Source organism: Streptomyces sp. NPDC031497, from assembly GCF_055580905.1.
On sequence record NZ_JBVIKO010000003.1, the window covers coordinates 327,456 to 347,310 of the forward strand.

Genomic DNA, 19,855 nt, shown 5'->3' on the forward strand with positions numbered 1-19,855 from the left:
CGCGTAACCTCGGACCGGCTGTGCGGCGAACGGCGGGGAAAGGGGGGAGCGTAGGACGTGGTGATGACCTTCCTCGGCGAGCTGTACACGTCCTTCGTGTGGATCCCCACCGCGATCCTCGTCGCCGCCCTCGTGCTCAGACTTCCGAGCATCCTCCGGCTCTGGCGCGACCCCCTGCTGCGCGCGGTCGGCGGGCTGCTGCTGCTCGCCTGCGCCGTGTTCGTGTCCGTGACACCGTCCACGATCGCCTGGACCAACCGGGTCACGGGCGTGCCCAACATCTCGGCGCCCTGGGTCTACTCGCTGCTGACCGCGTTCAGCGCCTCGGGGCTGCTGCTGATCATCGCCTGGCGGGGCGGCCCGGCCGACCGCTCGGCCGCGACCCGGCGCGCCAGGCGCTGGGTGATCTCCGTCTACTCGGGCGTGATCGTGGCGCTGTGGGTGCTGTTCGCCCTCGCGGACGTGCCCGTGGAACGGCTGCGGGACCTCGACACGTACTACATCAACACGCCATTCATGCGCGAGGAGATCCTGCTCTATCTGCTCGCCCACACGGTGGCCGTGGCGATCACCTCGTGGCTCGTGTGGAACTGGGCCCGCGCCGACGGCCTCGGCGCCCGGCTGCGCTGCGGGCTGACGTTCCTGGGGATCGGCTACGGCCTGAACCTCGTTTTCGACCTCGCCAAGTTCACCGCCGTGACGGCCCGTTGGACCGGGCACGACCTGGACCGGCTGAGCACGGACGTCGCCCCGCCCGTGGCCTGTCTGGCCGCCATCCTGATCGCCGTCGGCTTCATCCTGCCGCACACCGGCCAGTACCTGCACGACCGTCGGCGCGTGCGGCTCGCCCACCGCGAACTGCGGCCGCTGTACCGGCTGCTGAGGACCGTCAACGGCGACGGCCTCCCCTTCCTGCCACGCGCCACCCCCGAACTGCGCCTGGTCCGACGGGAGACGTACATCCGCGACGTGCTGCTCCCACTCGCCCGGCACCTCGACGAGGAGCTGCGCACCCGGGCGTACCGGGCGGCGCTGCGGCTGGGGTTCCCGCCGGCCCGGGCGAGGGCGCTCGCCGCGGCGGTGGCGATCCTGGACGCCGTGGCCGACGGGGGGCGCTCCGCTCACCGTGACGGTGCGACGAGCCACCCCGACACGACGGAGCTGCTCCAGGAGATCGGAGCGGTCTCACGGGAGTTGCGCCACCCCGACGTCATCGACGCCGTACGCGTGGCGGCGGGGCCACTCCGGCCGAAGGAGGCCGGTGCGGTGGAGGCGGCCCGTTCGGTGGAGGCGGCCCGTTCGACGGAGGCGGCCCGTTCGACGGAGGCGGCCGGTTCGACGGAGGCGGCCGGTTCGGCGGAGGCGGCCCGTTCGGCGGAGGCGGCGCGTTCGGCGGAGGCGGCCGGTTCCTTCCTGCCGCGTCGACGGTGAGGTGGCTGAGGCGGAGTATGTCCTGGCATATTGCAGCGGTGCGCACGAAGAAGGAGATGCGCCGGCTCGCCGGCGCCCTCGTCGAGCCCATGCGCGTTCCGGTCCCCGCCGACCCCGAGGCCCTGTTCGACTCACTGGTCGACTCCGTCCGCCGCTGGCGGGGACGTGAGGTCGTCGTCCGGCGCGAGGTGTTCCCGCCCCGGACCGCGAGCGGGCTGTGGCTGGAGGGCGACACGTACGACGTCATCGTCGTCGACAAGCGGGCCGCCGTCTGGCACCAGATCGTGATCTTCTGCCACGAGGTGTGGCACATGCACCAGCGCGACGCCCACCCCTCGCCCGGGCCGGCCGCCGACGGCGGCCCCCGACCCGTCGCCGCCCGCACCGACTTCAGCCTCGCCGACGAGCAGGAGGCCGACCGCTTCGGCATGTTGATGAGCGGGCGGCTGCGCCCCTGGCTGGAGGAGGCCGCCGCGGGCTCCGCCGCCCGGGACGGCGCGGCGGCCGAGGACAGCGACCAGGGCCTGGCCGGGCGCATCGGCGCCGCCCTCAACTACCGTGGCACGAGCGGCGGTCCGGGAAGCGGATCAGGACGCGGATCAGGAGACGTACCGGGAAGATGAACGGCCTGATCAACTACGTCAGCTGCGGTCTGCTGTGGCTGGGCCTGCTGGTGAAGGCCCCCGACCTGATACGTCACTGGCGCGACCCCTACCTGCGCGTCATCTGCGTGGTGCTGGGCCTGGCCGGCACCTGCTTCTTCCTCGGGGCACCGCCCACCGTCGGAGCGGTCAACCACCTCAGCGGCGTCCCGAACCTCGCCGCCCCGCTGACCTACGCGTCGATCACCGCGTACAGCGCCTCCTCCCAGGTCCTGATCGTCTACTGGCGCGGCGGACCCCATGTGCACCGCACGGCCCGCCGCTGGATCGTGGGCTACGCCTTCGTCCTCGTCGGCATCGCGGCGATGTTCGCGCTGGGCCACACGCCCGTGGAGCGCCGCACCGACCTGGACACCTACTACGCGACCACCCCGTTCATCGCCGAGATGATCGTGCTGTACCTGGCCGGGCACCTCGCCGCCGTCACCGTCACCACGGTGTCGTCGCTGCGCTGGGCCCGGCAGGTGCACGGCTGGCTGCGGGCGGGCCTGATCATCCTGGGCGTCGGTTCGCTGTGCGGCGCCGGGTACAGCCTGCCCAAGCTCGCCGCCGTGGTCGCCCGCTGGAGCGGCCTCGACTGGTCCTGGGTCAGCACGACCGTGTCACCGGCGGCCGCCGGACTCAGCGCGCTGCTGACCGTCATCGGCGTGCTGACCCCGCTGACCGGACCCCGGCTGACGCAGCGGTGGCGGGCACGGAGGACATTCGCCCGCCTCGAACCGCTGGAACGGGAGCTGGACGAACTCCTCACCCGGCGCGCGCTGCGGCTGCCCCCGCCGCGCTGGTCCTCCTCCGCCACCCGGCTGGTGTGGCGCCAGACGAGCATCCACAACGCGCTCGGCCACCTGGACGCGTTCTTCGACCGGGCCCTGTACGAACGGACGCTGGAGACCGCGGCGCGGACCACGGACGACCCGGAGAGGGCAGAGGCCACCGCGTGGGCGGCGGTGATCGCCGCGGCCGTGGCGGAGGAGCGCGACCCGGGCCGCCGGCTCGCGCCCGCCGGCGAACCGGACCGGTTCGCGGAGCGGACCCCCGCTCCCGCCCTGCTCGTACGGGTGGCCGACGCCCTGGCGCTGTCCCCGCTCGTCGCCGCCGCCCGGCTCCGCACCGGTACGACGGAAGGGAGTACTCGGGCATGAGCCTCGTGGTGTACCTCGCGGGCGCCGTCTTCGGACTCTCCTGCGTCGTCCTGATCCGCCGGCCCCTGACGGTCCCGCGCAACCCGCTGACCGTGTCCACCTGCGCCGCGATCGTCCTGGGCGCCCTGGTCTTCGTCTGCTCGGCCCCGCTGACCCTGTCCGCCGTCAACCGCCTCACGGGCATCCCGAACTTCGGCGCCCCCCTCACCTACGGCATGCTCTCGGCGTACAGCTGCTCCCTGCTCGTCCTGCTGATCAACTGGCGGGGCGGACCCCCGGCCCGGATCCGCCGCCTGGTGCTGCGCAGCATGGCCGCCTACGGCGCGCTGATCGTCGCCATCGTCGTGCTGTTCACGCTGGCCGACCCGAGCGCCGAACGGCTCACCGACCTCGACACGTACTACGCGAACACGCCGTACATGCGCGAGATGATCGTGCTCTACCTGCTCGGGCACAGCACGGCCACCCTGGTGATGTGCGCCGTGTGCGTCACCTGGGGCCGTGAGGTCACCGGTCTGCTCAGGACCGGGCTGCGGCTGATCCTGACCGGGATACTGCTGGACCTGGTGGGCTTCCAGCTCGCCAAGTACACGGCGCTCGTGGCCCGTTGGTCCGGTCACGACCTCGACTTCCTGTCCACCGGTGTCGCCCCGCCGATGGCCTCGCTGGGCGCCCTGACATGTTCCGCGGGCTTCGTCCTGCCCAGGCTGCTGCCGGTGGCCCTGGCTTGCCGGCGCGACCTCGACGACCTGCGCGGCCTCGGCCCGTTGTGGTCGGAGGTGCGGTTCGCCTCCCTCGCGCCGAAGCCGCCCATCTCCGTCTGGCAGCCGCCCCGGGTACGCCTGCTCTGGCGCGAAGTCTCCATCCACGACGGCCTGTTGGCACTCGCCCCCTACTTCGACGACGGAGTGCGCGAGCGCGCCCGGGACGCCGCCCTGCACCAGGGCCGCTCCGCGCACGAGGCGCGCGTCGCGGCCGAGGCGGCCATGGTGAGCGACGCGGCCCGCCGCGCCGCCGCCCACGAGGAGCCCCGCACCACGCCGAGCACGTACCGGCTCTACGCCACGGAGGTGGCCGGCACGGGCGGGCTGGTCGAGCTGGCGCGGGCGCTCACCCGGTCACGCCTCACCGCCACAGTGCCGGAAGGTACGGTGAGGGCCACCCCCGGGTGAACACCCCCTGAGACACGGGTATGTGACCCGACCGTCCGCACCACAGTCCCCTGACTGCCCGCCCTGCCCGCACACCCCTGACCGCACACCCCTGACCGGACACAAGGAGCCCCATGCCGCGGAGAGCTGTCGTCATCGGTGCCGGACTGGCCGGCATGCTGGCCGCGGCCGCGCTGTCCGGCCACGTGGACGAAGTGGTCGTACTGGAACGGGACGAACTGCCCGACGGGCCCGAGCACCGCAGGGGTCTCCCGCAGGGCCGCCACGCCCATCTGCTGATGTCCGGCGGTCTGGCCGCCGTGGAGGACCTCGTGCCCGGCGTGAGCATGCGCGAGCGGCTGCTCTCCGCAGGCGCCCACGAGATACCCCTCGGCTCGGGCATGTTGGCGCTGACGCCCGAGGGCTGGATGCGCCGCTGGCGGCACGACGGCCCCCGGATGATCACCTGTAGCCGAGCGCTGCTGGACTGGGTGGTCCGCACGGAGGTGCTCGCCCACTCCAAGACCGAGATCCGCACGGCACAGGCCCTGTCCCTGACCGGCACCGCGCGCCGCGTGACGGGCGTCCGCGTCTCCTCGAAGGCCTCTACCAGCACCGCGGCCACATCCGGGGAGACGGTGCTCGACGCCGACTTCGTGGTCGACGCCAGCGGTCGCGGCTCGCGCGTCGTGCGCTGGCTGGAGGCGTTCGGGGTGACCGGCATACCCGAACGGACCGTCGACTCCGGCCTCGTCAACGCGACCCGGATCTACCGCAGGCCGGAGGGCGCCGAGCACTTCCCCCTCACGGTGCTGCACGCCGACCCGTACGCGTCCCGGCCGGGCCGCAGCGGAATGGTCCTGCCCATCGAGGGCGACCGCTGGATGGTCAGCCTGGCCGGCACCCGGGGCGGCGAACCGCCGTCCGACCCGGAAGGCTTCCTGGAGTACATCCGCAAGCTGCCGGACCCCATCCTCGCCCGTCTCGTCTCCGGCGCCGAACCCCTGACCGACATCCACACCAGCCACAGCACGCACAACGCGCGCCGCTATCTGGAGAAGGCCCGGACCTGGCCGGAGGGCCTCGTCGTCCTCGGTGACGCCCTGGCCACCTTCAACCCGGCCTACGGACAGGGCATGTCGGTGGCGGCACAGGGCGCCCGAACCCTCTCCCGCGAACTGGACCGCTCCGGCCTCGCCGCCCCCGGCCTGTCCCGCCGCGTGCAGCGCGGGGTCGCCGGCGTCGTGGAGGGCGCCTGGGCCACGGCGGTGGGCCAGGACGTCTGGTACCCCGAAACCCACGGCGGCGAGCCGAGCACGGCGGACCGCCTGGTCACCCGCTACTCACGCCGCCTGCTGAAGGCAGCCACGGGTTCCTACCAGGCGGCGGCAGCCCTGTGGGACGTGAGCAGCCTGGAAACGGGCCCGTCACGACTGCTGCGGCCCACCGCGATCCTGGCCGCACTCAACGGCCCGCTGCTGCCACCGCTTTCGGGCCCGCCGCTGACTCCGGCGGAACGAAAGGTTCTGGGCGAGCTGAGCGCCCCGTAGGGGGCGCTGGGGGGTACCCCCGGCCGAAGGCCGGGGGTAGGAACTGCGCGACCAGCCCCCCACCGGCCCGCAGGCGAAAGACGACCCTGCCGCGCCGAGCAGTCGACCGTCTGCGGCGCCGTCGTGGCTGGTCGCGCAGTTCCCCGCGCCCCTGACGGGGCGCTGTCGAAAGGTCAGCCCTGGAAGGCAGGTTGGGCAACGCCCTTGCCCGCGCCCGGGATCACCAGCAGGGAGCCCGCCGTCGGATGCGGCCGCTCCAGCCCCACGCGTGCCGTCGTGACGTACAGGTCGGTGAGGTCGGCGCCGCCGAACGCACAGGCCGTCGTGAGCGTGGCGGGAAGGGTGATGACCCGGTCCAGCTCACCCGTCGGCGTGTAACGGCGTACTGCTCCCCCACCCCACAGCGCCACCCACACACAGCCGTCCGCGTCGACCGTCAAGCCGTCGGGGAACCCGGCACCCTCCTCGATGGTCACCAACGGGCGCCGGTTGGACGGGAGTTCGCCGTCGTAGTCGAAGACGTCCACCCGGCGGGTCGGCGTGTCGACGTAGTACACGCGGCTGCCGTCCGGGCTCCAGCCCGTCCCGTTGCTGACGGTGACATCGGGCAGCAGGGTGGTGACCGAGCCGTCACCGGTCACCCGGGACAGCGTGCCGCCGCCCACCGTCTCGTCGTAGCGCATCGTGCCCGCCCACAGGGAGCCGTCGGGAGCGACGGCCGCGTCGTTGGCGCGGCGGCCGGGGACCGGCTCGCGGTGCAGCCAGCGGAACGTGTCGTCGGGGTCGAGGAGCCCGACGCCGTCGCGGAGGTTGAGGACCAGGCCGCCGTTCGCGCGGGGCTTGACCGCGCCGATGTGCTGCTCGGCGGTACGGATCGTACGGCGGCCGGTAGCCGGGTCGTACGTGTGGATCCGCGAGCCGAGAACGTCGATCCAGACGAGGCGGCCGGTCACCGGGTCCCAGGTAGGGCCCTCGCCGAGCGTCGCCTCCGCCGCCACCGCGACCTCGTACGCCGTGTGTGCCGTGCGTGCCGTCGTCATGCCACGCTCCGGTGGCCGAGGCGCTCGGAGAGTTCGGCGGCGCCCTTGGCCGCGAGCTGCTCCAGCTCGACGCGGCGCTCGTCGCTCCAGCGGATCATCGGGACGGAGATGGACATCGCCGCGACGACCTGGCCGGTACGGTCGCGGACCGGCGCGGCGACGCAGGAGACGTCCGGATTGGACTCCCGGCTCTCCACGGCGATGCCCCGCGCCCGGATCCCGGTGAGGGCCTCGCGCAGCGCGTCCGGCTCGGTGATGCTGTTCGGGGTCATCGCGACGAGGTCGGCGTCGTCCGGGATGCGCGCGGACAGCTCCTGCTCCGACAGCGAGGCCAGCAGCATCTTGCCGACCGAGGTGCAGTGGGCGGGGAGGCGGCGGCCGGCGGCGGAGACCATGCGGACCGCGTGCGTGGAGTCGACCTTGGCGATGTAGATGACGTCGGTGCCTTCGAGGATCGCCACATGGACGGTCTCGTCACAGGTCTCGGCGACGGACCGGGCGACCTGCTGGCCCTCGGCGGCGAGGTCGAGCTGCTCGGCGTACCGGCTGCCGAGCTGGTACGGACGGACACCGAGCCGGTATCGTCCGGGCTGTCCGGGTACGGGCACGATGTACGACCGGGCGGAGAGCGTGGTCACCAGCTCGTGCACGGTGGTGCGCGGCAGCTGGAGTCTGCGCACTATGTCGGGGGCGGAGAGAGTCCCGTCCCCGTCGAGGAAGAGCTCAAGAATGTCGAGAGCCCGGGTCACGGCAGGCACAAGGCGTCCCACGTCCGGCCCCCTCCCTTGGGTCTAAGCGCCGGATATCGTCAAAGCTGCGGGTAACGTTCGAGATATCAACAGGCGATCGGCATGACGAACACAGGCTAGCCACCGAGGATTGCCCGGGCAATGGCCGGGAACCAGCCGGGTAGCGCTATGTGCACCATGGGTGGCATGCAACTGGACTTCCAGCTGGTGCTGCTGCGCCGTATGGCCGACCACAACCCGGAGCTGGTCGAGGACGCCCGGCGCACGCTGGGCGCGTCGCTCGCGGACATGCGCGAGGCCAACAAGCGGTGGCAGGCGATGGTCCGCTCGCCGCGTTCCCGCTCCGCGGCGTCTCGCTACCGCTCGGTCCTCGGCCCGCCCGACTCCGAGACCAAACGCACCGTCGGTGACCTGGAGTGCATGGCCTGGCAGTGGCCGCTCCCCCTGTGGCCCACCCTCCGCTTCGAGGTCATGGTCGGCCCCGGCGGCGCGGTCTGGAACGAATGGCTGGTCCGCGCGCCCGGCGCCGCCGCCCCGAAGCTGGAGACCCTCGACGACCTCGCCCCCTGGTCCTGCACGGTCGACGAGGCCGCCCGCGCCTTCGCCCCCGCCCGCCCCCTGGAGGGCACCGCCCCCACCCGCTGGGGCCTCACCTTCAAGGTGCCGGACGGCCGTCAGGTGGTCGCGGAGTTCACCTGGGGCCTGCTCCAGCGCACCGCGGTCATCGACGAGCCGCGCTGAGGATCGCCTCCGCCACCGCGTCCACCGACCCCGGGTGCAGGAACAGGAACAGGTTCGGCTCGACCAGTTCCAGCTCCATCACCTGCGGCCGCCCGTCCGCCCCGTCGACCAGGTCCACCCGGGCGTACAGCAGCTCGGGCGCCTCCGGCACGGCGGCCAACGCGCGCTCCGCGAGAGCGAGTTCGGCCGGGGTCGGGTCCCACCGCTGCAGGTCGGGGTGGGCGACCTTGTCCGCGTCGTACGACGTGCCCGGGGTGAGCACGGCCCGCTTGCGGCTGGCGTGCAGCAGCCGGCCGCCGAAGAACTGCAACGCCCGCTCGCCGCTGACGTCGATGCCGGCGACGTACGGCTGGACCATCGCGGTCAGCCCCTCGTCGTGCATCCGGGCCAGGTGCCGTACGGCCGTCCCGTGCTCGTCGGGCGTGTAGCGGGCGGCGAACCGGGCGCCGGCGCCGAAGGTGGGCTTGACCACGAAGTCGCGGTCGGACGGCAGCTCGACCGGGTCGCCCGGGGCGAGATACCGGGTCGGCACGACGGGCACGCCGGCCCCCGCGAGATCACCGAGATACCGCTTGTCGCTGTTCCAGCGGACCACCGCGGCCGGATTCGCGATCCGGGTCGCCTTGCCCACCCGCTCCAGCCACGGCAGGAACTCCTCCGTGCGCCAGCTGTAGTCCCAGGTGGAGCGGATGACGACCAGGTCGAAGGCGCCCCACTCCACGTCGGGATCGTCCCAGGGACGGGCGACAGCGTCGGCCCCCGCGGCGGCCAGCGCGCGCAGCAGCACCGGCAGATCCTGGTCCTTGCTCGGCTCCGCGCCGGGATCGTAGGTGGCGAGGGCTATTCGGGGCACGGCGGGGGCTCCCTTGTCCTGGTGGCGGCGCGTGTTCCGGTCCGTCGCAGGCTAACGGCTCGGGGAACGACCCCGCACAGGGCAGGGTCGGCACAGGCCGCACGGGCCCGGGGCGGCTTCACAGCTCACCCGCACCCGCACCACTACGGCCCTTCTCGCGTCACGGGTCGGCCGCCGGCTCCACGATCGGCCTCGGGGCCGTCACCGGTTCCCGGGTGCGGCCCAGGCGACCAGCTGGAGGATCACCCCGTTCGGGTCGGTGACCTGGAAGAGGCGCTCACCCCACGGCTCTTCACGCAGCGGCATGGTGATGGAGACGCCTTCGCTCTGCAGTCGCTCGTATTCAGCCTCCAGGTCGGCCACGGTGAACGCGGTGATCACACCCGCGGCACGCTGATCCCTGACGCCCTCGGGCAGGACCTCCATGCCGCGCTGCAGAAAGATCACGTTGACGGCGTCCTCGCGGACCAGGGAGGCAAAGCCTTCGGCGGCAATGACCTCCTGGAAGCCGAAGTGCCTGGTCAGGAATGCGGCGGAGGCGGGGACGTCGTCGACGGTCAGGGAGACAGCGGTGGAAGTGATCTTCATGACTTCTCCTGGAGCTCGAAGTTAAACTCTGTACACCGTACTATATACAACGTACAGAGTTTGGGGGTGCGGACCCGGAATCCCTCAGGGGAAAAGATGGAGCACATGGCCAAAGAACGAAGCGGCACAGACGACCCGGCCCGCACCCTGGAACTGCTGTGGCGCGAACCCGGACAGGGCGGCCCCCGGCGCGGCCCCAGGCAGGGCCTGACGGTCGACGCTGTCATCCAGGCCGCCACCGAACTCGCCGACTCCGGTGGGCTGGATGCCCTGACCATGCGCAGCGTCGCCCAGCGGCTGGGCGTCACGCCGATGACGCTCTACACGTACGTCCCGGGCAAGGCGGAACTGCTCGACCTCATGCTGGACACCGCCTATCTGCGGATGCCGCGTACCGATCACACAGCCGCCCCGTGGCGTACGAAGGTGGAGGCCGTCGCGCGCGAGAACCGCGACCTGTACAGGCGCCACCACTGGGTGGCGACCCTGCCCACCACACGGCCGCCGCTCGGTCCCGGGCTCATGGCCAAGTACGAACACGAACTGGCCGCGTTCGACGGCCTCGGGCTCGACGACGTCGAAATGGACGCGGCCCTCACCTTCCTGCTCGGCTTCGTCCAGTCCGTCGCCCGCGCCGACCTCGACATCCAGGCCGCCGCCCGCGACAGCGCCATGTCCGACAAGCAGTGGTGGGCCGCCAACGCGCCCCTTCTGGCCAGGGTCTTCGATCCTGCCCGGTTCCCCCTCGCAGCTCGGGTCGGAAGTGCCGCGGGTGAAACCCACCAGGGCGTGTACAACCCCGAACACGCCTTCGCTTTCGGGCTGCAGCGCATCCTGGACGGCCTCACCCACCTCATCGCGAGCCGTTCTCGATAGCGACTCATCTGCCGTACCGCAACCGCGGCCGCCCCGTTGACCTTCACCCTCGGTGAAGCCCCGGCATCGGTGGCAGACGCCGAGGAACACGAGGCACGGCATGAAGCGGCTGACCACCGGCGCCTTCGCGAAGCAGCACCCGGTGGAGGCCGGCTGTGATCAAGGCCAGTGGCTTCCGGAGGGTGGTGGCTGGTGTAGGAAGGGTCTGTCGAGGTTCCGACCGGTGAGGAGTCGTCGCGTGTCCCTTCTGTTTCCGGCGCTGGTGGACGGTCCGGGCGAGCGCAGCGGGATGGGGGTCCCCCCGGACGAAGTCTGGGGGAAAGTCGCCCTGCGGTTCGGCGAGCGGTCATTGACGTACGGGCAGTTCGCCGCCGCCGCGGGCGCCCTCGCCGGCCGGGTCCGGGACGCCGGCCGGGTCGCCGTGTGGGCGACCCCGGAACTGGAGACGGCCGTCGCCGTCGTCGGCACCCTGCTGGCCGGCAAGGCCGCCGTGCCGCTCAACCCCAAGTCCGGCGACAAGGAACTCGCGCACATCCTCTCCGACAGCGCACCGGCGGCCGTGCTGGCCGCGCCCGGCGTTGAACTCCCCGCCGCACTCGCCGGGTTGCCGCGGATCGACGTCGACGCGCACGCCTCCGGCCCGGTCCCCGAGGACCGCACCACCGAGGCCGACCCCGCCCTCGTCGTCTACACCTCCGGCACCACAGGACCGCCCAAGGGCGCCGTCCTCCCGCGCCGGGCGCTGGCCGCCACCCTGGACGCGCTCGCCGACGCCTGGCAGTGGACCGGGGACGACGTGCTGGTGCACGGGCTGCCCTTGTTCCATGTGCACGGGCTGGTGCTGGGGATCCTCGGACCGTTGCGGCGCGGTGGTTCCGTGCGGCACCTCGGGCGCTTCGACACCGACGGCGTGACCCGCGAGCTGAACGCCGGCGCGACCATGCTGTTCGGCGTCCCCACCATGTACCACCGCATCGCCGAGGCCCTGCCCGCCGACCCCGCGCTGGCGAAGGCACTCGGCCGGGCACGGCTGCTGGTCTCCGGCTCGGCCGCGCTGCCCGTCCACGACCACGAGCGGATCGCGGCCGCGACCGGGCGCCGGGTCATCGAGCGGTACGGCATGACGGAGACCCTGATGAACACCAGTGTGCGCGCGGACGGGGAGGCCCGGGCGGGGACCGTCGGGGTGCCGCTGCCGGGTGTGGAACTGCGGCTGGTGGAGGAGGACGGGACCACGATCGCCACGTTCGACGGGGAGACCGTCGGGGAGATCCAGGTGCGCGGTGCGAACCTGTTCACCGAGTACCTCAACCGGCCCGACGCCACCGCCGCCGCCTTCACCGCCGACGGCTGGTTCCGGACCGGCGACATGGCCGTGCGGGAGGTGGACGGATATGTGCGGATCGTCGGGCGGAAGGCCACCGACCTGATCAAGAGCGGCGGTTACAAGATCGGGGCCGGTGAGATCGAGAACGCGCTCCTGGAGTATCCCGGGGTGCGGGAGGCCGCCGTCACCGGGGAGCCGGACGCGGACCTCGGCGAGCGGATCGTCGCCTGGATCGTCCCGGCGGATCCCCAGTCCCCGCCCGGGGAGCGGGAGCTAGCGGACCATGTCGCCGGCCGGCTCGCCCCGCACAAGCGCCCGCGTGTCGTCCGCTACCTGGACGCGCTCCCCCGCAACGACATGGGGAAGATCATGAAGCGGTCCCTGGGTGTCTGAGCACCGGCCGGTCCGGCTCTCCGCCCGGCAGTTCCTCGGCCTCGTCGCCGACCCCGGCACCTTCGCCGAACTCCCGCACCCGGCACGGGAGTCCCGGCCAGACGGGCCCCTCGGCTGGCAGGGGTACGACGCCTCGCGCGCCCGCGCCGCCGGGCGCACCGGCGAGGAGGAGTCCGTCGTCGTCGGCACCGCGTGTGTCGAGGGCACGGCGGCGGTGCTGATCGTGTTCGAGTTCGGGTTCCTCGGCGGTTCGCTGGGCGAGCGGACCGGGGACCGGCTGGAGGCGGCGTACGCGCATGCCCGCGGGCACCGGCTCCCGGTCGTCCCGCTGGTCGCCACCGGCGGCAGCCGGATGCAGGAGGGCATGCTCGCGCTGTCCCAACTCCAGCGGGTGGCAAGGCAGTCGGCGCTCACCCGGGAGGCGGGGCTGCCGCAGATCGCGGTCCTGCGCGATCCGACGACCGGCGGCGGCTGGGCCACCCTGGGCGCCGGCGCCGATGTGATCCTGGCGCTGCCCGGGGCGCAGGTGGGCTTCGCGGGCTCCCGGGTCCGCCCACCGGACGCGGACCCGGCGGCGTACACGGCCGAGGCGCAGCTCGCGGCGGGGTCGGCGGACGCCGTGGTGCCCCTGGAAGAGCTGAAGACGACGCTCGGGCTGTGGCTGCGGCTGCTCACCAACCCGGCCACGGCCCCGGCCGACCCGCCGGACGCCCTCACCTGCCTGCCGGACGCACTCGCCGCCCCGCCGGACATCCCCGCCGACCCACCGACCACCCCCACCGCCGCCGACCCACCAGACGCCCCCGCCGACCCACCAGACGCCCTCGGCGCCCCACCGGACGCCCCCGCCGACCCACCGGACGCCCTGGGTGACACCGGTGGTCTGCCCGCCACCGGATGGCAGGCCGTCCAGCGGGCCCGGTCTCCGCGGCGGCCCCGCGCCCAGGCCTACTTGGACGCCTGGTTCGGTGACCGCCGGGGCGCCCTCGTCGGCGACCGGTGCGGCGGCGCGGATCCGGGCGGGATGCTGTGCGGGTTCGGCGAGCGGGACGGCCGTACCGTCGCCTTCGCCGCGCAGACCGGCACGGCGACCCGGCCCGCCGGATACCGGACCGCGACCCGCCTGATACGCCTCGCCGACCGGCTCGGGATCCCCGTGCTGACCCTCGTCGACACCCCGGGCGCCGCCAACGACGCCGAGGCGGAACGGCAGGGCGTGGGCGCGGCGATCGCGGAGCTGTTCGGCGCGGTGGCCTCGGCCCGTACGCCGATCACCACCCTGGTCATCGGCGAGGGCGGCTCGGGCGGGGCGCTGGCGCTGGCCGCGCCCGGCAACACCTGGGCCACGCCCGACAGTTACTTCTCGGTCATCGCCCCGGAGCTGGCGGCGGCGATCCTCAAACGGCCCCCGGAGGAGGTCGAGGCCACCGCCGGCCAGTTGCGGATCCGGCCGCAGGACCTGGTGGAGCTGGGGGTGATCCGGGGCATCACCGGTCACCCCCGTCGCTGAGTCACCTCACCCCCACCGCCCGGACGATCTCCTGGGTGACCGAGCCGCCCCGGTCGTCGCTCGCCGAGGCGCGCAGCGAGACGTACGCGGCGTCGCGCGGCACCGCGAGCACGCCCCGCCCGGCACGGGTGAGGGGGACGTTCCGCCAGGAGGCGCCGTCGTCGTACGACACCGCGAGGCGCGGTCCGCCGAGGGTCCCGGTGCCGCTCGCCCCGGCCACGTACGAGGCGCCGATCCCGACCGGGACCCGGTGGCCGCCCCTGACGTCCCCCGCGAGGTCGGTGTCGACGTCGAAGGCGAGGTTGATCAGCGGGAGGTAGGTCCAGTGGTCCTCCGGGGTGGCCGCCGACCGGAAGGTCCACTCGGCGTGGCCCCGGGTGGCGAACGGCCACCTGCCGGCGTCCAGGGCGGTGTCGGTGACCACCTGGTACGTGTGCTCGTCGGCCGGCGCGTCCCACGCGTACGCCCCGGAGCCGGTGCGCCGATCGACCAGGGTGCCGTCCCGGTAGACCGAGGTCTGCTGGGTCATCCCGCTGTCCTCGCTCCACACGTCGCCGAAGCCGGTGTGGTCGGGCCCGGAGTCGCCCCAGCCGGGGGTGTTGAACTCCAGCTGGTTCCCGGCGCGTTGCTGGCCCCAGCCGAGCCCGGTGCCGAGCCAGGGATGCCACACCGGGCGGAACCAGTTCAGCGCCGGCCGTGATCCGCCGGTGTACGTCACCAGTCCGCTGCGCTCCTCCAGCGCGCCGTCGCCGGCGGTCACCGACTCGTGCCAGCGCTGGCCGGGGCCGGTGGAGACGTAGTCGGTGCGTTCGGCCGGGAAGTCGACCCGCTGCTGGAAGCCGAGGCCGACCGGGAAGGCGTCGGTGATCGAGTAACGGAACTCACCGCCGCCGACCGGCCGCACGGCGTGGAACTTCACGTCCACGGCGGCGAGTTGGCGGGGAGTGGGGGCGTAGGTCAGGTCCCGGTCCGGTATCGCGCCCCGGTGGCCCTCCGAAAGGTCGTACACGTAGGGCGAGTTGCGGGTGCCGGTCATGTCCACCCGGCCGGCCGCCCGCAGCCGGGCCGCGTCGGCGGCGTCGACCGTGGCGATCTGGAGCGGCCGGTCGGCGTTGTCGTCGGTGCCCCACCAGGCCATCAGCCGGCCGGGCGTGTCATCGGTGACGAACAGCGCCCTGGCGCCCGCGTCCTGCGCGGCCTGGGCGAGGGCGGCGGGGTCGGCGCCTTCGGCGAGACGGGCGAGGACCGCCATGCCCCTCACCCCGGTGAACGGGCCGTCCCCGACGTCGACGAGCGGCAGCCGGGTGCGCCCCTCGACGAGCGTCCCGCCGGACTGCACGGTCGCCTCGCCGATCCCCGCCACCGCCAGCAGCGGCTTCGCGAGCCGCCACACGGTCCGGTACTCGAAGGTGCCCCGGGTGACCTTCGCGGTCGGCGCGGCGAAGACGCTGTCGTAGGTGAGCGGCACCTGGACCGCGCCGAAGAGGTCGGTGCCGTTCGCGTTCCGGTCGTACTCCATGAGGAGCTGATCGGTCTCGGTGCGCCGTTCGGTGACGGCCTTGATCTCCCGCAGTTTCCGGCCGTCCAGGGTGACTTCGCGGTCCCGGTCGAGGGTGATCTCGGGGGCCGCGAGGAAGCCGAGGCCGAGGGAGTCGGCGCCGTGGCTGCCGTGCACGTCGAGGAAGGAGGTGAGGCTGTAGGTACCGGGCTGGAGGCGGAGCCTGAGGGTGCCGGAGTCGCCGACGCGGGCGGGCTCGGCGTCGGCCCCCTCGGCCAGGCGCTGCACGACGAGGTCGGCGGCGGTGGCGGCGCCGGCCCGGTCCTTGACGTGGACGGTGAGGGTGTACCGCTCCTCCTCCTTGACCAGCCCGAAGACGGTGTGCGCGACGGGGGTCCCGGTTCCGGCGAGGGCAGCCACGATCTGCCCGCTGGTGGTCCCGACCGCCGCGCCGGCGCCGTCCCCGGTCACGGTGGTGGCGGCGGTGCCGTGCGCCGGGACCGTGAGGGTGGCGTCGGCGAGGGTGACGACACCGTCCGGGGCGCCCTGCGCCGTCAGGTTCAGCCGCACGTCCTCGTCGGACGTGTTGGTGTAGGTGAGCGTCCTGGTCACCGGCTTGTCCGCGTCGTACGGCCAGGCGTAGAAGCCGAGGTCGGCGCTGCCGGTCGCGGTGACCCGCGCGTTCACCGCACCGGCGACGTCGACCCGCCCCGCGCCCAGCACATAGGCGGAGGCGTCGAGCCGCTTCGACGTGGACATCAGGGCGTCCTTGAGCTGGGCGCCCGTCCAGTCGGGGTGCTCCTCGGCGAGCAGCGCGGCCGTCCCCGCGATGTGCGGGGTCGCCATCGACGTACCGCTCATGGTCGTGTAGTAGCCGCTGCCGGAGGTGAGCTGGGAGCGGGCGGCGAGGATGTCGACGCCGGGGGCGGAGAGGTCGGGCTTGAGGGCGTTGTCGCCGTAGCGGGGCCCGCGCTGGTGAAGTAGGCCGCCTGGTCGTCCGCGTCCACCGCGCCGACGGTGAGCGCCGCGTCGGCGGCGCCGGGCGAGCCGATGGAGGAGGCGGCACCGGTGTTGCCCGCGGCGACGACGAACAGGGCGCCGGTCTCGGCGGACAGGGTGTTCACCGCCTGGGCCATCGGGTCGGTGCCGTCGCTGGGTTCGGTCGAGCCGAGGCTCATGGAGATCACCCTGGCGTGCACGTCCCGGGCGGCCCACTCCATGCCGGCGATGATCTGGGACTCGCTGCCCGACCCCTGGTCGCTGAGCACCTTGCCGACGGCGAGCGTGGCCCCGGGTGCGACGCCCCGCTCGGTGCCGTCGGAGGCGGCTCCGCTGCCGCCGACGGTGGAGGTGGTGTGGGTGCCGTGGCCGTTGCGGTCGGCGATGTCCTCGCCGTCGATGAAGCTCTTGGTGGCACCGGTCCGGCCGGCCAGGTCGGGGTGGGTGAGGTCGGCACCGGTGTCGAGGACGGCGACGGTGACACCCTTGCCGGTGTAGCCGGCGTCCCAGGCGGCGGCCGTGCCGATCTGCGCGTTGCTTTCGGCCATGGTGGCCCTGACCCGGCCGTCGAGCCAGACCTTGCCGAGGCTCCTGCGTGCGGTGAAGGTCCGCCAGAAGGTGCGCCCCCGGCCGGCGTCGACGGCGGCCCCGCGCAGACTGGGCAGCGACCGGGTCCGCTCGGCGCCGCTCAGCGGGACGGCCTTGCCCGCATAGGTCACGATCAGCGGCAGGGCGTCGCTCCTGGCATCGGCGAGCCCCTGCCGGATCAGCCCGCTGACGTCGAACAGCCGCCGGTCCAGGGTGCCTTGACGCAGATAGGGCAGGGCTTCGTCGGGTACGACGGTGATGTCACCGTCGGCCACCTGGGTGCGGACGGCACCGGTGGCGCCGGGCGGGCGCCGGACGGTGACCGTCTTCTTGCCCTGCCCCACGTCGGTGACGGTGACCTTGTCGCCGGTGACCAGGGTGACCGTGGTGGTGCCCGTGGGCGAGCCGACGGAGGCCGCGGGCGCCGTCGGCGTCGTCGCTCTCACCGCCGCTGTCGCCGCTGTCGCCGGGAGCAGGCCGATCACGAGGCCCGCGGACAGGAGGGTCGCCCCGCGCCCGGTGGTTCGTCGTCTTCTCATCCACGCCTCTTCTCGAAGGATGCGATCAGGTGCGTCGAGTGCTGGGAAGAGTGTCACGGCGCTGGTGTTGCGCGGGTGTTGAGCGGTGCTGGCGGGAAGGTGCCCGGGCGGGTTTCCGCCACGACGCCAGGACAAGGGAGGTCGGCTTCGGCCACAATGGACCGATTACGGGGTCGAGGACACGGGGGAGCCACGGGCACCATGGCGAGGATGATGGAGTTCAAGACCGAGGACGGGGCTGTCGTGCTCGTGGAGTCGGCCGAGGGCGTCCCCGGCAGCCGTCCGGTGTCCCGCGACGGCGGTACGGGACCGGCGGCGCAGGCGGCCCGCTCCTTCGAGGGCGCCCTGGACGGGGTGCGGGCGGCGGCCCAGTCCGCGCTGCGGGTCTTCCGCGACGGCGCGCTGCGGCCCGACTCGGTGGAGCTGGAGTTCGGGGTGAAACTGACCGCGGAGGCGGGTGCCGTGATCGCCAAGGGCGCGGCCGAGGGGCAGTTGGTGGTGCGGCTGAGCTGGGCCTCCGGGGCTGCCGACGCGACATGAGCCGTCCTGCCTGGCACGCCCGGATCGAGTGCGGGGGCGCGGTGTCCGGAGCGGGCTTCCTCGTCGCCCCCCGCACGGTGCTGACCTGCGCGCATGTCGTCCAGGAGCGGGAGTGGGCGCCGCTGACGGTGAGCTTCCCGAACCGCCGGGACCTGGGCGGGCTGACCGCGACCGTGGCCGTGCACGGCGGCTGGGCGGGCGGCTGGACCGACCCGGGCGACCTCGCCGTACTCGAACTGGACCGTGAGGTGCCGTTGGAGCCGGCCCTGTTCGCGCCGCCGGGGGCGGAGCAGAGCGGGGCGCCACTGGGGGCGTACGGGTTCCCGGAAGGCTACGGCGAAGGGGCTCAGGCCTTCTACCGTGCCGTGTCCCGGACGCTGATCGCCGACGAGTGGCTGCAGTTGGAGGCCGCCGAGCCGCAAGGGCAGCCGCTGGCGGGCGGGTTCAGCGGGGCGGCCCTGGCACTGCCGGACAACCGGGTGGTCGGGATGGTCGTGCAGGCCTCCGACGAGGCGGGCGTCCGGACCGGGCGGATGCTGCCCACCGAGGTCATGGCCCGCTACTGGTACGACCTGGGCGCGCTGGTCCCGGCGCCCGGGGCCGACACCCCGGTCGCGACCGGGCGGCTGCACAGGATGGTGCGGCGGGCCGAGAAGGCCGGCCTGGACTGCCGTCCCGACCAGCTCTACCGGGACGCGGCGGGCCCCCTCGCCCCGGATCCGCCCACGGACGGGTTCGCCTCGCTGCGGGCGGCGGCCGCGTACGTGCAGTGGCAGGTGGACGACCCGGAAGCGGTGGAGAAGTTCGCCGACCGGCTGCGGGCGCTGCTGGAGCCGCGGCCGCCGGCGGCCGCGCGGACGGCCGGCTGGGCGCCCATCGTCATCGAGCTGGAGCGCAGCGGCGAGGGCCAGGATCAGGTCACGGTGCGGGTGTCGGCATACCGGGAGGGACAGCGCCGGCCGGTGGCCGTGGAGCGGCTGCCGCGCGGTGACGTGCGGGCCTACGTCCAGCAGCGCGTCGACGACGCCTTCGGTCATCTCGCCCAGGACGCCGAGGCGTTGCTCACCTTCGTGCTGCCCCGCGAGTGGCTGAACGAGCCGGTCGCGCACTGGCAGTGCGGCCCCGAGGACTCCACCCCGCTCGGCTGTGCGCACCCGGTGGTGGTGACCGACCGCTCCCGGCACCGCAGCGCGCGGCTGCGCCACCAGCTGGCCGGCAAGTGGCGGACCCTGGAGCAGAGTCCGGGCAGGACGGTCCTGCACCGGGTCGACTGCGGCAGCACCGAGCACCCCCTCGGCCTGCGCAAGCGCCTGCGGGACGAGGACGCCGCCCTGGCCGGCTTCGGCGCCCCGCCGGCCGCGGCCCCGGAGCACTTCGAGGCCAGCGTGAACATGCCGGTCCCGGTGCTGCTGTGGCCGCGCACCGGCTGTGCGAGCACCGACCACGCGGGACCGTGCTCGGGCAGCGCCTTCCTCGACGCCCTGAGCCCGTATGTCGCCGGTGTCCCGCCGACCGAACTTCCGCGCCGCATCTGGCATTTGCGGGAGGAGGCGGCGGCCCTCGACCCCGAGGGCCACTGGGCGCGGGACGTCCAGCTCCTCTGGGACGCCCCCCACTGCTACCCCGAGCCGCCCGCCAGCCTGCACACCCCCGTCGCCTGACCCCGCCGCCGCCAACG

The 19,855-nt window shown here is 73.4% G+C and carries 15 protein-coding genes and 1 pseudogene; 11 read left to right on the forward strand and 5 right to left on the reverse strand.

What is annotated here, in order from left to right:
• Positions 1-63: 63 nt before the first annotated feature.
• The 5 genes from ACZ5K7_RS07515 to ACZ5K7_RS07535 all read left to right on the forward strand — a co-directional run bounded on the left by ACZ5K7_RS07515 (position 64) and on the right by ACZ5K7_RS07535 (position 5,936).
• Positions 64-1,431, forward strand: coding sequence for an MAB_1171c family putative transporter (locus ACZ5K7_RS07515; protein WP_468912000.1), 1,368 nt, complete (start codon positions 64-66; stop codon positions 1,429-1,431).
• Positions 1,432-1,469: 38 nt separating this feature from the next.
• Positions 1,470-2,054: a toxin gene (locus ACZ5K7_RS07520; protein WP_468911539.1), complete on the forward strand. Its 585-nt coding sequence runs from the start codon at positions 1,470-1,472 to the stop codon at positions 2,052-2,054.
• On the forward strand, positions 2,051-3,235 hold the full coding sequence (locus ACZ5K7_RS07525) for an MAB_1171c family putative transporter (RefSeq protein WP_351691947.1): 1,185 nt from the start codon (positions 2,051-2,053) through the stop codon (positions 3,233-3,235). The genes ACZ5K7_RS07520 and ACZ5K7_RS07525 overlap by 4 nt, the downstream gene beginning before the upstream one ends.
• The gene (locus ACZ5K7_RS07530) at positions 3,232-4,407 is read left to right on the forward strand and encodes an MAB_1171c family putative transporter (protein ID WP_351691944.1); all 1,176 of its coding nucleotides are present in this window, start codon (positions 3,232-3,234) and stop codon (positions 4,405-4,407) included. The genes ACZ5K7_RS07525 and ACZ5K7_RS07530 overlap by 4 nt, the downstream gene beginning before the upstream one ends.
• 113 nt (positions 4,408-4,520) lie before the next feature.
• Positions 4,521-5,936 carry an NAD(P)/FAD-dependent oxidoreductase gene (locus ACZ5K7_RS07535; protein ID WP_351691941.1) on the forward strand — a complete coding sequence of 472 codons (1,416 nt, stop codon included), beginning with the start codon at positions 4,521-4,523 and terminating at the stop codon, positions 5,934-5,936.
• Positions 5,937-6,109: 173 nt separating this feature from the next.
• Here the strand turns inward: ACZ5K7_RS07535 and ACZ5K7_RS07540 are convergent, their stop codons facing one another.
• A complete protein-coding gene (locus ACZ5K7_RS07540) occupies positions 6,110-6,976 on the reverse strand; it encodes an SMP-30/gluconolactonase/LRE family protein (RefSeq protein WP_468911543.1) in 867 nt (288 codons plus the stop codon).
• Positions 6,973-7,746, reverse strand: coding sequence for an IclR family transcriptional regulator (locus ACZ5K7_RS07545; RefSeq protein WP_468911546.1), 774 nt, complete (start codon positions 7,744-7,746; stop codon positions 6,973-6,975). Before ACZ5K7_RS07545 ends, ACZ5K7_RS07540 begins: the two co-directional genes overlap by 4 nt.
• 120 nt (positions 7,747-7,866) lie before the next feature.
• Between ACZ5K7_RS07545 and ACZ5K7_RS07550 the strand changes: the two genes are divergently transcribed.
• Positions 7,867-8,466 (forward strand): hypothetical protein, encoded by a 600-nt coding sequence (locus ACZ5K7_RS07550; RefSeq protein ID WP_468911549.1) that lies wholly within the window; start codon positions 7,867-7,869, stop codon positions 8,464-8,466.
• On the opposite strand, the gene ACZ5K7_RS07555 is transcribed toward ACZ5K7_RS07550, so the two are convergent.
• Positions 8,447-9,319, reverse strand: a complete 873-nt coding sequence (locus ACZ5K7_RS07555) for an ATP-grasp domain-containing protein (protein WP_468911551.1) — start codon at positions 9,317-9,319, stop codon at positions 8,447-8,449. The genes ACZ5K7_RS07550 and ACZ5K7_RS07555 overlap by 20 nt on opposite strands.
• Before the next feature lie 201 nt (positions 9,320-9,520).
• On the reverse strand, positions 9,521-9,907 hold the full coding sequence (locus ACZ5K7_RS07560; RefSeq protein ID WP_351691926.1) for a VOC family protein: 387 nt from the start codon (positions 9,905-9,907) through the stop codon (positions 9,521-9,523).
• Between the two features lie 105 nt (positions 9,908-10,012).
• Between ACZ5K7_RS07560 and ACZ5K7_RS07565 the strand changes: the two genes are divergently transcribed.
• The 3 genes from ACZ5K7_RS07565 (at position 10,013) to ACZ5K7_RS07575 (ending at position 14,013) form a co-directional block, all read left to right on the forward strand.
• A complete protein-coding gene (locus ACZ5K7_RS07565) occupies positions 10,013-10,783 on the forward strand; it encodes a TetR/AcrR family transcriptional regulator (protein WP_468911554.1) in 771 nt (256 codons plus the stop codon).
• Positions 10,784-11,021: 238 nt separating this feature from the next.
• Positions 11,022-12,503, forward strand: coding sequence for an acyl-CoA synthetase (locus tag ACZ5K7_RS07570; protein ID WP_468911557.1), 1,482 nt, complete (start codon positions 11,022-11,024; stop codon positions 12,501-12,503).
• Positions 12,496-14,013, forward strand: coding sequence for a carboxyl transferase domain-containing protein (locus ACZ5K7_RS07575; RefSeq protein WP_468911561.1), 1,518 nt, complete (start codon positions 12,496-12,498; stop codon positions 14,011-14,013). The genes ACZ5K7_RS07570 and ACZ5K7_RS07575 overlap by 8 nt, the downstream gene beginning before the upstream one ends.
• Before the next feature lies 1 nt (position 14,014).
• Here the strand turns inward: ACZ5K7_RS07575 and ACZ5K7_RS07580 are convergent.
• A pseudogene (locus ACZ5K7_RS07580) lies at positions 14,015-17,637 on the reverse strand (S8 family serine peptidase).
• 201 nt (positions 17,638-17,838) lie between these two features.
• Here ACZ5K7_RS07580 and ACZ5K7_RS07585 point away from each other — a divergent pair.
• Both ACZ5K7_RS07585 and ACZ5K7_RS07590 read left to right on the forward strand, forming a co-directional pair.
• On the forward strand, positions 17,839-18,177 hold the full coding sequence (locus ACZ5K7_RS07585) for a CU044_2847 family protein (protein ID WP_351691914.1): 339 nt from the start codon (positions 17,839-17,841) through the stop codon (positions 18,175-18,177).
• A complete protein-coding gene (locus ACZ5K7_RS07590) occupies positions 18,174-19,838 on the forward strand; it encodes a VMAP-C domain-containing protein (protein ID WP_351691911.1) in 1,665 nt (554 codons plus the stop codon). Before ACZ5K7_RS07585 ends, ACZ5K7_RS07590 begins: the two co-directional genes overlap by 4 nt.
• The last annotated feature ends 17 nt before the right edge of the window (positions 19,839-19,855 follow it).